At 70.2% G+C, this 13,723-nt stretch carries 16 protein-coding genes and 1 pseudogene; 10 read left to right on the top strand and 7 right to left on the bottom strand.

What is annotated here, in order from left to right; genetic code table 11:
• Positions 1 to 33 precede the first annotated feature (33 nt).
• Positions 34 to 588, bottom strand: a complete 555-nt coding sequence (locus tag ACWD26_RS27860; RefSeq protein ID WP_451274667.1) for a DUF5134 domain-containing protein — start codon at positions 586 to 588, stop codon at positions 34 to 36.
• Between the two features lie 201 nt (positions 589 to 789).
• Here ACWD26_RS27860 and ACWD26_RS27855 point away from each other — a divergent pair.
• A pseudogene (locus ACWD26_RS27855) lies at positions 790 to 989 on the top strand (MarR family transcriptional regulator); the annotation flags it as partial.
• A gap of 260 nt (positions 990 to 1,249) precedes the next feature.
• Here the strand turns inward: ACWD26_RS27855 and ACWD26_RS27850 are convergent.
• Positions 1,250 to 2,014, bottom strand: a complete 765-nt coding sequence (locus ACWD26_RS27850) for a VOC family protein (protein WP_451274665.1) — start codon at positions 2,012 to 2,014, stop codon at positions 1,250 to 1,252.
• Between the two features lie 144 nt (positions 2,015 to 2,158).
• Positions 2,159 to 2,551 carry a VOC family protein gene (locus ACWD26_RS27845; protein ID WP_451274663.1) on the bottom strand — a complete coding sequence of 131 codons (393 nt, stop codon included), beginning with the start codon at positions 2,549 to 2,551 and terminating at the stop codon, positions 2,159 to 2,161.
• A gap of 114 nt (positions 2,552 to 2,665) precedes the next feature.
• On the opposite strand from ACWD26_RS27845, the gene ACWD26_RS27840 reads away from it, so the two are divergent.
• Positions 2,666 to 3,202: a GNAT family N-acetyltransferase gene (locus ACWD26_RS27840; RefSeq protein WP_451274661.1), complete on the top strand. Its 537-nt coding sequence runs from the start codon at positions 2,666 to 2,668 to the stop codon at positions 3,200 to 3,202.
• 3 nt (positions 3,203 to 3,205) lie between these two features.
• Here the strand turns inward: ACWD26_RS27840 and ACWD26_RS27835 are convergent, their stop codons facing one another.
• Entirely contained in the window at positions 3,206 to 3,889 is a 684-nt protein-coding gene (locus tag ACWD26_RS27835; protein WP_451274659.1) for a glycerophosphodiester phosphodiesterase, read from the bottom strand.
• 412 nt (positions 3,890 to 4,301) lie between these two features.
• Between ACWD26_RS27835 and ACWD26_RS27830 the strand changes: the two genes are divergently transcribed.
• The 4 genes from ACWD26_RS27830 (at position 4,302) to ACWD26_RS27815 (ending at position 8,232) form a co-directional block, all read left to right on the top strand.
• Positions 4,302 to 5,699 carry a DUF6421 family protein gene (locus ACWD26_RS27830; protein WP_451274657.1) on the top strand — a complete coding sequence of 466 codons (1,398 nt, stop codon included), beginning with the start codon at positions 4,302 to 4,304 and terminating at the stop codon, positions 5,697 to 5,699.
• A gap of 47 nt (positions 5,700 to 5,746) precedes the next feature.
• Positions 5,747 to 6,499, top strand: a complete 753-nt coding sequence (locus ACWD26_RS27825) for an SDR family NAD(P)-dependent oxidoreductase (protein WP_451274766.1) — start codon at positions 5,747 to 5,749, stop codon at positions 6,497 to 6,499.
• Positions 6,496 to 7,566 (top strand): threonine aldolase family protein, encoded by a 1,071-nt coding sequence (locus ACWD26_RS27820; RefSeq protein ID WP_451274655.1) that lies wholly within the window; start codon positions 6,496 to 6,498, stop codon positions 7,564 to 7,566. The genes ACWD26_RS27825 and ACWD26_RS27820 overlap by 4 nt, the downstream gene beginning before the upstream one ends.
• 72 nt (positions 7,567 to 7,638) lie before the next feature.
• Positions 7,639 to 8,232 carry a transglutaminase domain-containing protein gene (locus ACWD26_RS27815; protein ID WP_451274654.1) on the top strand — a complete coding sequence of 198 codons (594 nt, stop codon included), beginning with the start codon at positions 7,639 to 7,641 and terminating at the stop codon, positions 8,230 to 8,232.
• 7 nt (positions 8,233 to 8,239) lie between these two features.
• Here the strand turns inward: ACWD26_RS27815 and ACWD26_RS27810 are convergent, their stop codons facing one another.
• Both ACWD26_RS27810 and ACWD26_RS27805 read right to left on the bottom strand, forming a co-directional pair.
• Positions 8,240 to 8,968: a lysophospholipid acyltransferase family protein gene (locus ACWD26_RS27810; protein WP_451274652.1), complete on the bottom strand. Its 729-nt coding sequence runs from the start codon at positions 8,966 to 8,968 to the stop codon at positions 8,240 to 8,242.
• 186 nt (positions 8,969 to 9,154) lie between these two features.
• The gene (locus ACWD26_RS27805) at positions 9,155 to 9,571 is read right to left on the bottom strand and encodes a DUF4395 domain-containing protein (RefSeq protein WP_451274650.1); all 417 of its coding nucleotides are present in this window, start codon (positions 9,569 to 9,571) and stop codon (positions 9,155 to 9,157) included.
• A gap of 75 nt (positions 9,572 to 9,646) precedes the next feature.
• Between ACWD26_RS27805 and ACWD26_RS27800 the strand changes: the two genes are divergently transcribed.
• The 4 genes from ACWD26_RS27800 to ACWD26_RS27785 all read left to right on the top strand — a co-directional run bounded on the left by ACWD26_RS27800 (position 9,647) and on the right by ACWD26_RS27785 (position 12,762).
• Positions 9,647 to 10,060 (top strand): thioredoxin family protein, encoded by a 414-nt coding sequence (locus tag ACWD26_RS27800; protein ID WP_451274648.1) that lies wholly within the window; start codon positions 9,647 to 9,649, stop codon positions 10,058 to 10,060.
• A gap of 181 nt (positions 10,061 to 10,241) precedes the next feature.
• Positions 10,242 to 10,751, top strand: coding sequence for a flavin reductase family protein (locus ACWD26_RS27795; protein WP_451274646.1), 510 nt, complete (start codon positions 10,242 to 10,244; stop codon positions 10,749 to 10,751).
• A 204-nt stretch (positions 10,752 to 10,955) separates the two neighbouring features.
• On the top strand, positions 10,956 to 11,744 hold the full coding sequence (locus ACWD26_RS27790) for an electron transfer flavoprotein subunit beta/FixA family protein (RefSeq protein ID WP_451274644.1): 789 nt from the start codon (positions 10,956 to 10,958) through the stop codon (positions 11,742 to 11,744).
• A 55-nt stretch (positions 11,745 to 11,799) separates the two neighbouring features.
• Positions 11,800 to 12,762 carry an electron transfer flavoprotein subunit alpha/FixB family protein gene (locus ACWD26_RS27785; protein WP_451274642.1) on the top strand — a complete coding sequence of 321 codons (963 nt, stop codon included), beginning with the start codon at positions 11,800 to 11,802 and terminating at the stop codon, positions 12,760 to 12,762.
• Positions 12,763 to 12,817: 55 nt separating this feature from the next.
• On the opposite strand, the gene ACWD26_RS27780 is transcribed toward ACWD26_RS27785, so the two are convergent.
• Positions 12,818 to 13,723 carry an endonuclease/exonuclease/phosphatase family protein gene (locus ACWD26_RS27780; protein ID WP_451274640.1) on the bottom strand — a complete coding sequence of 302 codons (906 nt, stop codon included), beginning with the start codon at positions 13,721 to 13,723 and terminating at the stop codon, positions 12,818 to 12,820.

Here is a 13,723-nt window from a genome sequence, read left to right as displayed (position 1 = left end):
CCGCCGCCGCGCGGCCGCGGCCGTCCGGGACGGTCAGACCGTCAGCAGCATGGCCAGCATCCCGATGCCCATGGACAGCCGGCAGGCACGTGCCAGCTCCGGCCGGTCCCCCCAGCCGGTCGCCGACGACACCGGCACCCGAGCCCCCACCGCCGCCGGTACGGGCATGAGCCGGACGCCGGCCCACACCACGTAGCCGGCGAAGTACACCAGGAGCACCCCGGTCACCAGGGGCTGGCCCGCGCCGCCATGGCCGCCCCCCGGCGACGCGACCATCACCGCGGCCATGTAGACCATCGCCAGCGCTCCCACCGAGTGATGCAGATGGTGCCGACTCGTGCGGGCCGACCACAGCGCGCGCAGCGCCGCCGCGCCGAACACGAACGTGTAGGCGAGCCACGCCCAGCGCGGCGGCGCCACGGCCGCCGCCGGCACGGCCATCGCGGCCATGCCGAACCCCATCAACGCCTCACCGCCCGCGGCCCGGCGCTGCTCCTCGACGGCGCTGCGCATCCGCAGCAGGCAGTAGCCCCCGGTCACCGCGCACAGCGCGACCAGCAGCCAGCCGGCCGATACCGGTCCGTGCATCACGCACCTCCCCGTTCGACGACGTCGGTCAGTGCTGAGAGTGAGGTCGGACAGTCGGTCAGGGCATGCCCGTGCCCCATGGCGCGCATACGAGCGCAAGGGTGTACGCGGGGGAGCGCGCGGGAGTGCGCCACGCAGACGGGCGCCACAGCGAGGCAGACACCGGCTGCCCCTCGACCCTCGTCGTGGCAACGCGCCGGCATGACGGCAGGCAACGGGCGGGCGGCGGGGAGCGGCGCGGCTCTCGGGGACACGGTCGCCAAGGTGGTGCGCCAGTGGCAGACGGTGCACCCCGGTCTCGACACCGCCCCGATGGAGATCATCGGCCCGTCAACCGCTGTGCCGCTCTCCTCCAGCAGGCCGAGGACGCCCCGCTGCGCAGTGCCGGGCCCACCCGCCCCTCCGGGGTGCGCTCCAGCAGGTTGTAGCGCAGCTGCGAGCCCGCGAACGCCGTCCAACCCCGCAGCTCGGCCAGGGTGTTGGCCTGCGCGATCTCCCACGCCGGCCAGTCCGACACCCCGACACAGAGCACCTTTCCACGGCACGTCTAGCCGGTCGGTGCGCAGCAGTTCCAGGCTCGCCTCTGCATCCCCTCCGAGCGGTTCGTGGGTACGACGCTAGGAAGTGGAGCGCGCTTCAACGCAAGCGGGACCGACCGGCGTCAACCCTCCTCACCCGCCAAGTACACGCCGAACACGGCTCCTTGGGGGTCCCGCAGCACCGCGATGCGCGGGCCCTCCGGCACCGAGGTGGGCTCCATGAGGAGGGAGCCGCCCGCCTCGGCGGCGATCCGGGCCGTGTCGTCGACGTCCTCGACGGCGAAGTACGGCAGCCAGTGCGAGGGCACCTCGTGCGGGAACTTCTCGTCCATGGTGATCATGCCGCCGAAGTCGGCGCCTTCGATGCCCCACTGCGTGTAGGGCCCGCCGACGGTCACGCTCCAGCCGAACACCGTCGTGTAGAAGGCCTTCGCCTGCTCGGGCACGCGGGTCAGCAGTTCCACCCAGCCGAGCGCGCCCGGCGCGTTGAACAGCCCGGCACCGGGGAAGGAGCGGGCCTGCCACAGCTGGAAGGCCGCGCCGCCCGGGTCGAGCGCCACCGCGAACCGCCCGATGTCGAAGACGTCCATCGGATCCAGGACGACGGTCCCGCCGGCCGCACGTACCGCCCGTGCCGTCGCGTCCGCGTCGCTCACCGCGAACGACACGTTCCAAGCCACCGGCTGCGACTCCTGGTACAGCGGCGTGAGGGCGGCGACCGCCGCGTCACCGAGGTGCGCGATGCTGTAACCGCCGGCCTCCTGGCGCGGATCGGTCTCCGGACGCCAGCCGAACAGCTCGGTGTAGAACCGCTTGGCCGCCTCAAGATCGCTGGTCCCCAGCTCGGTCCAGCAGGGCCCGCCGGTCACCGGCTCGTCGAGCTTCATGGCGTTCCTTCCGGGTGGGGATCGGGAGGGAATCGGGGGGATCGAGAGGGGATCGGGTCGGGATCGAGAGGGAATCGGGCACGGGAGTCCCCTTCCAGCACGCTATGCCCGCGCCCCGGCCCCGGCCACCGGGGGTGCGGCGCGTCAGATGCCCGGCCGGTAGCGCAGCGGGTGGTCCGCCGGGATCTCCACCAGCACGATCTCCGTGCCGTCCGGGTCGGCGATCCACATCTCGATCAGCCCCCACGGTTCCCGCACGGGAGGCCGCCGCACCTCAACCCCGGCCGCCAGCAGCTCCTCGTGCGCCGCCGTCACGTCCGCCACCTGCAGCCACAGCTTCAGCGCGGGCGACGGGGGCGTCTCCGAGCGGCCGGCGACCTCCAGGAAACCGCCGCCGAGGAAGTACACGACGCCCCGGTGGTCGCCCGTACCGAACTCCCGGTAGACGGGAAGCCCCAGCTTCTCGCCGTAGAAGGTGCGGCTGCGCTCGGGGTCGGTGGGGCGGAGCAGGGTCCGGCTGCTGAGTACGTGCACCATGTGTCGAGCGTAGGCGCTCCGCCGGGAGCGCCGGATCCCGCGCCCGTTCGGGGCGCTTGTGCGGTTACCCTCTTCCCTGTTCGCGCCGCACCATGAGCCGTCAGGAGCGCCCCCATGGACACCGCCACCGGCCTGACCTTCCGAGATGCCGCCGATGGAGATGTGGACGTGCTCGTCGCGCTGATCGAGTCGGCGTACCGCGGGGAGTCCAGCAGGGTCGGGTGGACCACGGAGGCGGGGATTCTCGACGGGCAGCGGACCGACCCCGAGGGGGTCCTGGAGGTCATCAAGTCGCCCGACAGCCGGTTGCTCACCGTGGAGCGCGAGGGCACGGTCGTCGCCTGCTGCCAGCTCGAACACCGGGGTGACCACGCCTACTTCGGCATGTTCGCGGTGAGCCCTGCCCTCCAGGGCGGCGGTCTCGGCAAGGTGATCATCGCCGAGGCCGAGCGGATCGCGCGCGAGACCTGGGGCGCCCGGGAGATGCACATGACCGTGATCTCCGTACGGAACGACCTCATCGCCTGGTACGAGCGGCGCGGCTACCGCCGTACGGGACGGATGATCCCGTTCCCGTACGGCGACGAGCGCTTCGGCATCCCGCTCAGGGACGACCTGCGGTTCGAGCTGCTGGTCAAGGAACTCGTCTGAGGGTTACGCCGTGAACCGGCCCGTGCGTTTGATGTCCGGGTAGTCGGTCGTCGCGCCGTCCAGCTGCAGCGCGCGGACCAGCCGCAGATGGTCCTGGGTGTTCACCACCCAGCCGATGATCCGCAGGTTCGCCTTGCGGGCCTTCTCGACGACCTCCAGCGTCAGCCGCCGGATGTTCAGCACGAGGGTGGCGGCGCCCACCGCCACCGCACGGTCCACGACGTCGGTTCCGTAGCGGCTGGCGACCAGCGCCGTGCGGACGCCCGGCACGAGCCGGGCGATCTCGGCGACCGCCTGGTCGTGGAACGACAGCACCTCGACCCGTCCCACCAGGTCGCGCCGGTGCATGACCTCGGCGAGGGCGCGGGCCGCTGCCGTGTCCTTGATCTCGGCCTGGAGCGGTGCCCGTACCGCGTCCAGGACCTCCTCGAAGGTGGGGATGCGCTCGCCGCGGCCCGCGTCCAGGGCGCGCAGCTCGGCGAGGGTCTTGTCGGCGATCGGGCCCGTGCCGTCCGTCGTCCGGTCCACGTCCGCGTCGTGCATGACGACGAGCGCGCCGTCCTTGCTCAGATGCAGATCGAGTTCGATGACGTCGAGGCCCGCGCGATCGGCGGCGACGAAGGAACGGAGGGTGTTCTCGGGCTCGACGCCCATGACTCCGCGGTGACCGATGGTGAGGAAGTTCAAGGTTGACTCGCTTCCGTCGACGGCGGCTCGGGTCGCGTGTCCGGGGGAGGGGCGGCACGCGGCTGGGCGCAGCGTAGTCCTCCCGCCGTGCGATGCATCCGTACGTGCACGAGCCCTTTCGAGCCGTGTCCTGCCGTGCCACATCGGAGAACAGGACCGTTTCCGCGCCCGTCCCGTACGGATCGGGTCATCCCTGAGTGGGCGAGTCCGGCACGCGTTGACCCCGGTGACCCACCACGGAGGCCGGGGTGCATGAATTGTGATGCATGACGCGTGTGGCAGGAGATTCCTCGGTTAGGTAGAGGGGGTGGCGGGAGGATTTCCGGCGGGAGCGGTCAAGATCGGTCTTGCGGGGGAGAGCCTCCGCTACATACGGTGTCCCTACGAAAGGTTCTCCCGTGGAGGATGGGTCATGACGGAAATTCTTGTGCAGATGGCTGCGGAGGGTGGAGTTCCTCCGGTAGGTAGGGTGGTGGAGCACCCGGCCTGGCCCGTGCTCAAGGATGCCGTGGAGCGGATCCGGCCATGGCAGTCCAAGGACGGCTCCATCGATTTCGACGCCGAGCACGCCCCCGATCCGGCCGACGCCGAACTGGCCGTCCAGGACGTCATGACGGCCGTCCAGGCGCTCTCCCCGCTGTTGCCGCACGACGCCGCGTACCACGAGACGCTCGTCAAGGACCTGCGGCGCTGGGCGGACGACGGCTTCAAGGTGCCCGACTTCCTCGACTCTCTGCTGGCCTTCCAGCCTGCCGCCAACCGTGCGGACGGCCTCCAGCACCTGGTCGTCTTCCCGATGTACACGCAGAACGGCAACCCCGACCGCAACCTCGAAGCGGTCGTGCTGCGCATGGTCTGGCCCGACTGGCTGGCCGAGCTGGAGCGCACCCGCTACGACAACCCGCTGTTCTGCGGCATCACCTTCGAGGACTTCACCGCCGGCTACGACACCAACTCGGCCGTCCTCTTCCCGGAGACCATCGCCGTGCGGGAGGCCCCGGCCCGCTTCTCCTGGGGCGGCATCTTCTGCGACCGCGAGGCCGCCCGCTTCCGGCGCGTCACCGAGGCCGCCGTCGACATCCTCGGCCTCGACCTGCCCGAGGACGTCGCCGCGATGGTCCACGACCAGAAGCGTTGCGAGGAGGCCTTCGTCCTGTGGGACATGGTCCACGACCGCACCCACAGCCACGGTGACCTGCCCTTCGACCCCTTCATGATCAAGCAGCGCCAGCCGTTCTGGATGTACGGGCTCGAAGAGCTGCGCTGCGACCTCACCGCCTTCAAGGAGGCCGTGAACCTGGAGGCGGACGGCGTCCCGCAGGCCCGTGACGTGCAGTACGCCGTGCTCTTCGACCGCATGTTCCGCTTCCCCGTCACCGGCGAGCGGGTCCGCAACTACGACGGTCTCGGCGGGCAGCTTCTCTTCGCCTACCTGCACAAGCACGACGTCGTCCGCTGGACCGACAACAAGCTGCACATCGACTGGCAGCGCGCCCCGCAGGTCACCAACGAGCTCTGCGCCGACATCGAGCAGCTCTACCGCGACGGCATCGACCGCCCGAAACTCGTCCACTGGTTCGCCGGGTACGAGCTGGTCGCCGACTACCTCGCCCCGCACCCCGGCTCCCGCTGGGCCAAGGGCCCGGACGCCCTGGATCTGACGCAGCCGCCGCGAAAGCTCGTCGACGACGTGCTTCCGGACGAGTTTCCGCTCAGCATGTTCTATGAGGCGCTCGCCAAGAAGCTGAAGACCGTGATCGCCTCCACCAAGGGCATCACCGCGGCGAACGCCGAGCGGGCCGCCGCGTGAGTGCCCGATTCGCAGACGTGACAGTCGCTGCTCAGGAGGCGAAGACCATGCAGAACGGCAACGGTGCACTGAGCGGCGCGGTGATCGCGGTGGCGGGCGCGGGCGGGCCCGCCGGCCGGGCGACGCTGCTGCGGCTCGCCGACGCGGGCGCGATCGTCGTCGGCTCCGACAACGACCCCGAGCGGCTCTCCGAGGCCGTGGACGCGGCCCGCTACGCGCACGGCGGCGCCACCGTCGTCGGCGACACGGTCGACCTGCTCGACCTCAAGTCCACCCGCGACTGGGCCACCCGCGTCGAGAAGGACTTCGGCCGGGTCGACGGGCTCGTCCACCTCGTCGGCGGCTGGCGCGGCAGCGAGACCTTCACCAGGACCAGCCTCGACGACTGGGACTTCCTGGAGATGCTGCTCATCCGCACCGTGCAGCACACCTCCCTCGCCTTCCACGAGGCCCTGCAGCGCAGCGAGCGCGGACGGTACCTCCTGATCAGCGCGGCCGGCGCCAGCAAGCCCACCGCGGGCAACGCCGCCTACGCCGCCGCCAAGGCCGCCGCCGAGGCGTGGACGCTGGCCACGGCCGACTACTTCCGCAAGGCCGGGGGGCCGGACGGGCCCACCTCGGCGGCTGCCATCCTGGTCGTGAAGGCGTTGGTGCACGACGCCATGCGCGCCGACCGCCCCAACGCGAAGTTCGCCGGCTTCACCGACGTCAAGGACCTGGCCGAGGCCATCGTCGGCGTCTGGGAGAAGCCCGCCGCCGAAGTGAACGGAAACCGTCTGTGGCTGACCGACAAGCCGTGAACCCTCCCAAGACCGACGCCCGCCGTCATCACGACCCGGAGGTCCGCGGTTTCGCGAGCGACAACTACGCGGGGGTCCACCCGGAGGTGCTCGCCGCCCTCGCCCTGGCCAACGGCGGGCACCAGGTCTCGTACGGCGAGGACGAGTACACGGAGAACCTCCAGCGGATCGTGCGCAGCCACTTCGGCGCCACCGCCGAGGCGTTCCCCGTCTTCAACGGCACCGGCGCCAACGTCGTCGCGCTCCAGGCGGTCACCGACCGCTGGGGCGCGGTGATCTGCGCCGAGAGCGCGCACATCCACGTCGACGAGTGCGGGGCGCCGGAACGGGTCGGAGGGCTGAAGCTGCTCACCGTGCCCACACCGGACGGCAAGCTCACCCCCGAGCTGATCGACCGGCAGGCCTACGGCTGGGACGACGAGCACCGGGCGATGCCCCAGGTCGTCTCGATCACCCAGAGCACCGAACTCGGCACCCTGTACACGCCCGAGGAGATCCGCGCGATCTGCGACCACGCCCACGCGCACGGCATGAAGGTGCATCTGGACGGCTCCCGGATAGCGAACGCCGCCGCCTCCCTGAACGTCCCGATGCGGACGTTCACCAACGCGGTCGGCGTCGACCTGCTCTCCCTGGGCGGCACCAAGAACGGCGCGATGTTCGGCGAGGCCGTCGTCGTCATCAACCAGGACGCCGTCCGCCACATGAAGCACCTGCGCAAGCTGTCCATGCAGCTCGCCTCCAAGATGCGTTTCGTGTCGGTGCAGTTGGAGGCCCTGCTGTCGAAGGACCTCTGGCTGCGCAACGCCCGCCACTCCAACGAGATGGCCCAGCGGCTCGCCGAGGGCGTCCGCGCGGTCCACGGCGTCGAGATCCTGTACCCGGTGCGGGCCAACGCCGTCTTCGCCCGCCTGCCGCACGACGTGAGCGAACGCCTCCAGAAGCGCTACCGCTTCTACTTCTGGGACGAGGCCGCCGGCGACGTCCGCTGGATGTGCTCCTACGACACGACCGAGGAGGACGTGGACGGGTTCGTGGCGGCGCTCAAGGAGGAGATGGCACGCTGACGGATGCATAAATATACGATCACCCGAAAAGTCATTGACTCTCGGGTGATCGTTTTCCTATGCTCCACGGGCATGGAGCTGATTCAGCGAAACTCTGACCTGTCCGCGTACCTGGCCGCCGACGAGGTCATCGACCATCACCACCCCCGGGTGCGCGAGACGGCCGCGCATCTCGCCAAGGGGGCCGTGGACTCGTATGACTATGCAAGGGTGGCCTTCGAATACGTCCGCGACACCATCCCGCACTCGCAGGACACCGGTGATCCGCGCGTCACCTGGCGCGCCTCCGACGTCCTGGAGCAGGGCACCGGCATCTGCTACGCCAAGGCCCACGCGCTGGCGGCGCTGCTGCGCGCCGAGGACATCCCCACAGCGCTCTGCTACCAGCGGCTGGCGCACGACGACGGCGACGGACACGCCGTCCACGGCCTGGTCGCCGTGCGCTTCAACGGCCACTGGCACCGCCAGGACCCCCGGGGCAACAAACCGGGCGTCGACGCCCAGTTCTCCCTGACGGGGGAGCGACTGGCCTGGGTGCCCGACCCGAAGGCGGACGAGCTGGACTACCCGGCCCTGTACGCCGAACCGCACCCGGCCGTGCTCGGCGCCCTCCAGGCCGCCCCGGACCGGCCGTACCTCTGGAAGACGCTCCCAGTGGCGCTCTGAGGGTGGATCAGCGGGCCTCGGCCTCGCGGACCTGTTCCGGGGTCGGGGCCGTGCCGCCGAGGTGGGCGGGCATCCACCAGGTGTCGTCCGGGCCCTTGGGGCGGACGGGGTAGGCGCGCTGGGCGGCCTCCAGCAACTCCTGGACACGCTCGCGGAGTTGGCGCGTGATGGCGCCCGCGTACTTGTCCTTGGAGGCCTCTATGGCCTCGCCGACCCGGATGGTGATCGGGATGTGGCTGCGCTTGAAGTTGCGCGGGTGGCCCTTGGTCCACAGCCGCTGCGTGCCCCACACGGCCATCGGGATCAGCGGGACGCCCGCCTCCTGGGCCAGCCGCGCGGCACCTGACTTGAAGCTCTTCAGGGTGAACGACTGCGAGATGGTGGCCTCGGGGAAGACGCCGATGATCTCGCCGGAGCGCAGCGAGTCCAGCGCGTGCGCGTAGGCCGCCTCACCCTGCTTGCGGTCCACCGGGATGTGCCGCATGTTGCGCATCAGCGGACCGGAGATCTTGTGCCGGAACACGGACTCCTTGGCCATGAAGCGCACCAGACGCTTCTGCGGGAGCGCCGCCAGGCCGTCGAAGATGAAGTCCAGGTAGCTGATGTGATTGCTCACCAGCACGGCGCCGCCCTGGCGCGGGATGTTCTCCGAACCCTTGCAGTCGATCTTCAGGTCCCACACCTTGAACAGGGTTTGGGCGAGACCGACCGCGGGACGGTAGACAAGCTCTGCCATGGGCGGAGTGGACCCTTCTCTCTGCCGGGGAAAGGGGGCTCCCGGCGGGAAGTTACGCAGCCGTAGGTTTACGGCATCTCGCAGATCGTGCCCCAAGAACGCACGAGTAGCCAGCCCTGGCGCAGGCCGGGCGCGAGATTCTCGTCACGTCGGCCACATGAGCGACTGCGGAACTTCACCTGGCCTTTACTCCGTGCGTACGGTCACCCGGCGGACGAGCAGGTACATCTCGCACCCCAGGCAGTACCCGAACACCGCGTTCAGGAAAGCCGCCGCGAGCGCCGCGCCGGTGGCCGCCATGCCCAGCCACTCGGGCCCCGCCGTGAAGCCGACCAGGCCCGCCGCCGCGAAGGCCAGCCCGACCGCCTGCGCGAACCGCGGCGGCTCCGGCGCCTCGAACTCCGTGGGCGGCCCGATCCGGGGCCGCACCAGCGTGCGGAAGACCCAGCCGTACGGCGAATACCCGACCCCGCCCGCCGCGCCCAGCGCGAACACGAACGTCTGCCAACCCAGCAGTTGGCCGCTGCCGGTGATCAGCGCGACCGCCAGCACCACGGTCGTCACGGCCGCCCCGAAGCGCGGGCCCCTCACATCGATGTCCATGCGTCAAGCATTCCGCAGGCCAATCTCCGTGGGGAGCCGGGAATCTTTGCAGTCTCGTGAACGCTGAAGCACGCTGTGACCGGACTTGTGGTGTGTGGGCTGGTGCTCGCGCTGGCGAGCGCCTACGGAGTGCTGCATCGGCGGCGGAGCGGGAGGGTCAGGGTGCGCGGGCGGGACGGCGACAAGCGGCTGGGCGCGGCGGAATTGGGGGAGGCGCTCGGCGAACGGGCCACGCTCGTCCAGTTCTCCAGCGCCTTCTGCGCCCCCTGCCGGGCGACCCGCCGGGTGCTCACCGAAGTGGCCGGAATGGTCCCCGGCGTCTCCCACGTCGAGATCGACGCCGAGGAACACCTCGACCTCGTACGCCGCCTCGACATCCTCAAGACGCCGACCGTGCTCGTCCTCGACGCGGACGGCCGCATCGTACGGAGGGCCACCGGGCAGCCGCGCAAGGCGGATGTGATCGCTGCCCTCGGCGAGGCCGTGTGAAACCGCATGTCGGAACGCACTTGACTGTGCGGCTCACCTGTCGTCAGCCTGACCCCGTGCCCCGAGAACTCCTTCTCTTCGAGCGTGTCCATGTGGACCTGGTCCGCACGGCGAGTTCGCGCTGTCCGGGATCCTGAGCAGTAACGGACCAGCTCGTCGACTCCAGCAGAAGGACAACTCCATGACGGCCATCTCCGGCCTCGGTTCGCCCCAGCTCGCCTCCCCCGATCTCCTGCGCTCCGTGTTCCGTCGGCACGCCGCCGGCGTCGCCGTGATCACCGCGCAGGACGCCACCGGCCCGGTCGGCTTCACCGCCACCTCGCTCACCTCGGTCTCCGCCGAGCCCCCGCTGCTCTCGTTCGGCATCGGTACCGGCGCCTCCAGCTGGCCGGCGATCTCCGCGGCGGAGCACGTGGGCGTCCACATACTCGGGGAGCACCAGCGGGAGCTGGCCGCCACCTTCGCCCGCAGCGGTGCCGACCGGTTCGGGGCGCCCACCGGATGGCGTAGCGGCCCGGAGGGAGTTCCCGTCCTCGACGACGTGCTCGCCTGGCTGGTCTGCCGGGTGGTGGCGCGTGTGCCGGCCGGTGATCACCGCATCGTCCTCGCCGAGGTGGTCGTGGGCGACCCGTCGGGCGCCGGGAGGCCGCTGCTGTACCACCAGGGTCGCTTCAGCGGTCTGCGAGACTGATTCCGGGACGATTACACAGGGTTGCCTAACTCACAGTTCAAAGCGCTTGCTTAGCGGGCACGGAATGCGGGAACGTAGGTGTCGTACTGGCGAGTAATATTTCGACCGGAGCGCGGGTCGCCCCGATCGGGATCGGCCGCTTCAGGCGCCTATGCTGCCTGCAAGAAGGCAGCCCAGAAATGACGATGCAGTAGGAGAGCCGGCGTGAGCTTGAGGATCGTTGTCACTGTGAAGTACGTGCCCGACGCCACTGGCGACCGGCACTTCGCCGATGACCTGACCGTCGACCGTGACGACGTGGACGGCCTGCTCTCCGAGCTGGACGAGTACGCGGTCGAGCAGGCGTTGCAGATCTCGGAGAACTCCGATGACGATGTCGAGGTCACGGTCCTGACGGTGGGTCCGGAGGACGCCAAGGACGCGCTGCGCAAGGCGCTGTCGATGGGTGCGGACAAGGCGATCCACGTCGAGGACGACGACGTGCACGGCACGGACGCCATTGGTACCTCGCTGGTGCTGGCGAAGGCGATCGAGAAGGCCGGCTACGACCTGGTGATCTCCGGTATGGCGTCCACCGACGGCACCATGGGCGTCGTGCCGGCGCTGCTCGCGGAGCGTCTGGGCGTGCCGCAGGTGACCCTGCTGTCCGAGGTCTCGGTCGAGGACGGGACGGTCAAGGGCCGCCGTGACGGGGACGCCGCTTCCGAGCAGCTGGAGGCGTCCCTGCCGGCCGTGGTGTCGGTCACCGACCAGTCGGGCGAGGCGCGTTACCCCTCTTTCAAGGGCATCATGGCGGCGAAGAAGAAGCCGGTTCAGTCCTGGGACCTGTCCGACCTGGACATCGAGGCCGAGGAGGTCGGCCTGGAGGGTGCGTACACCGTCGTGGACGGCGCGGCCGAGCGTCCGGCCCGTACCGCGGGCACGATCGTCAAGGACGAGGGCGAGGGCGGCAAGCAGCTCGCCGAGTTCCTCGCGGGCCAGAAGTTCATCTAAGGCTCCGCAGTCGCCGACCGCCCCTCATCCTTTCGCAAGCAGGAGAGCAAATCCCATGGCTGAAGTTCTCGTCTACGTCGACCACGCGGACGGTGCCGTCCGCAAGCCCACCCTGGAGCTGCTGACCCTGGCCCGCCGTATCGGCGAGCCGGTCGCCGTCGCGCTCGGTGCGGGTGCCGCCGACACCGCCGCCGTCCTCGCCGAGCACGGCGCGACCCGTGTGCTCACCCACGAGGCCGCCGAGTACGCCGACTACCTGGTCGTACCGAAGGTCGACGCGCTGCAGGCCGCCGTCGCCGCCGTCTCCCCGGCCGCGGTGCTGGTGTCCTCCTCCGCCGAGGCCAAGGAGATCGCCGCCCGCCTCGCGCTGCGGATCGGCTCCGGCATCATCACCGACGCCGTCGACCTGGAGGCCGGCGACGAGGGCCCGGTGGCCACCCAGTCGGTGTTCGCCGCCTCCTTCACCACCAAGTCCCGCGTCTCCAAGGGCACGCCGGTCATCACCGTCAAGCCCAACTCCGCCGCCGTGGAGGCCGCCCCGGCCGCCGGCGCGGTCGAGGCCCTGGACGTGACCTTCTCCGCCCAGGCCACCGGGACCAAGGTCACCGGCCGTACCCCGCGTGAGTCGACCGGGCGTCCGGAGCTGACCGAGGCCGCGATCGTGGTCTCCGGTGGCCGTGGCGTCAACGGCGCGGAGAACTTCGCGATCATCGAGGCCCTCGCCGACTCCCTCGGCGCGGCCGTCGGCGCCTCGCGTGCGGCGGTGGACGCGGGCTGGTACCCGCACACCAACCAGGTCGGCCAGACCGGCAAGTCCGTATCCCCGCAGCTGTACATCGCCTCCGGCATCTCCGGCGCCATCCAGCACCGGGCCGGTATGCAGACCTCGAAGACGATCGTGGCCGTCAACAAGGACGCCGAGGCCCCGATCTTCGACCTCGTCGACTACGGCGTCGTCGGCGACCTCTTCGACGTCGTCCCCCAGCTCACCGAGGAGATCAAGGCCCGCAAGGGCTGATCCTCCGAGTCTCCGAGGCCCCCGCGACCGCGCGAACGGTCACGGGGGCCTCGGCTCATCCCAGGGTCAGCGAGGCCTGCACCGGCAGATGGTCGCTCGGGTACATCCCGTCCCTGGAGAAGGTGTTCATCGCCGCCCAGTGCGTGGTCACCCCGGGCGAGGTGAGGATCCAGTCGATGCGCCGGCCGTCGGGCTTGAGCGCCCGGTAGCCGTGGTAGGTCCCGTACGCCGGGCTGCGCGAGGCCGCGGCGTCCCAGGCGTCCACGAGCCCGTTCTTCAGCATCAGGTCGTACACCCGGTTGTCGTGGGCGGCCGCGTTGAAGTCGCCGGTGACGATGACCGGTGCCGAGGGGTCCCATCCGGCCATCGTCTCGCCGATGAGCCCCGCCGAACGCTCCCGGGCGTACTGGCTGACGCTGTCCAGGTGGGTGTTGAGGACGTAGAACTCCCGCCCCCCGTCGGCGAGATCGGCGAATCTGACCCAGGTCACCATGCGCAGCCAGTCCGCGTCCCAGGTATTGGACGCGATCGTGTACGGGGTGTCCGACAGCCAGAAGTGATCGAACTCGATCGGGTCGAGTCTGCGGGTGTCGTAGAAGATCGCCATGAACTCGTCCTTGCTGCCGCCCCCTCGGCCGGTGCCGATCCAGTCGTAGTGCCCGCCGAGATCCTTCTCGATCATGCGCAGCTGCTGGTAGAGCCCCTCCTGCGTGCCGATGACATGCGGTCGCTCGCGGCGCAGCAGCTCCCGCATCACCGGGCGGCGCACGGCCCAGCGCGGTGTCTTGTCCACGACGGTCGCGAAGCGCACGTTGAACGTCATCACGTTCAGGGCGCCCGCGTACTCGCCGACGGACGCGGGCTGCGACGAGCCCGCCGTGGTCAGCAGCGGCACGGCGATGGCGGCGGCCGCCGCGGACCTGAGTCCTTGGCGGCGCGTCACTCCGACCTCTTTCGGCAC

The organism is Streptomyces sp. NPDC002787 (assembly GCF_053592095.1).
Note: the sequence above shows the minus strand (reverse complement) of the source record. Positions and strands in the feature narration are given on the sequence as shown.

What these genes read in the sequence shown, in the direction of transcription:
- ACWD26_RS27860 (WP_451274667.1), bottom strand. Translation starts at nt 588, where the DNA reads ATGCACGGACCGGTATCGGCCGGCTGGCTGCTGGTCGCGCTGTGCGCG.
- ACWD26_RS27850 (WP_451274665.1), bottom strand. Translation starts at nt 2,014, where the DNA reads ATGAAGCTCGACGAGCCGGTGACCGGCGGGCCCTGCTGGACCGAGCTG.
- ACWD26_RS27845 (WP_451274663.1), bottom strand. Translation starts at nt 2,551, where the DNA reads ATGGTGCACGTACTCAGCAGCCGGACCCTGCTCCGCCCCACCGACCCC.
- ACWD26_RS27840 (WP_451274661.1), top strand. Translation starts at nt 2,666, where the DNA reads ATGGACACCGCCACCGGCCTGACCTTCCGAGATGCCGCCGATGGAGAT.
- ACWD26_RS27830 (WP_451274657.1), top strand. Translation starts at nt 4,302, where the DNA reads ATGACGGAAATTCTTGTGCAGATGGCTGCGGAGGGTGGAGTTCCTCCG.
- ACWD26_RS27825 (WP_451274766.1), top strand. Translation starts at nt 5,747, where the DNA reads ATGCAGAACGGCAACGGTGCACTGAGCGGCGCGGTGATCGCGGTGGCG.
- ACWD26_RS27815 (WP_451274654.1), top strand. Translation starts at nt 7,639, where the DNA reads ATGGAGCTGATTCAGCGAAACTCTGACCTGTCCGCGTACCTGGCCGCC.
- ACWD26_RS27810 (WP_451274652.1), bottom strand. Translation starts at nt 8,968, where the DNA reads ATGGCAGAGCTTGTCTACCGTCCCGCGGTCGGTCTCGCCCAAACCCTG.
- ACWD26_RS27805 (WP_451274650.1), bottom strand. Translation starts at nt 9,571, where the DNA reads ATGGACATCGATGTGAGGGGCCCGCGCTTCGGGGCGGCCGTGACGACC.
- ACWD26_RS27795 (WP_451274646.1), top strand. Translation starts at nt 10,242, where the DNA reads ATGACGGCCATCTCCGGCCTCGGTTCGCCCCAGCTCGCCTCCCCCGAT.
- ACWD26_RS27785 (WP_451274642.1), top strand. Translation starts at nt 11,800, where the DNA reads ATGGCTGAAGTTCTCGTCTACGTCGACCACGCGGACGGTGCCGTCCGC.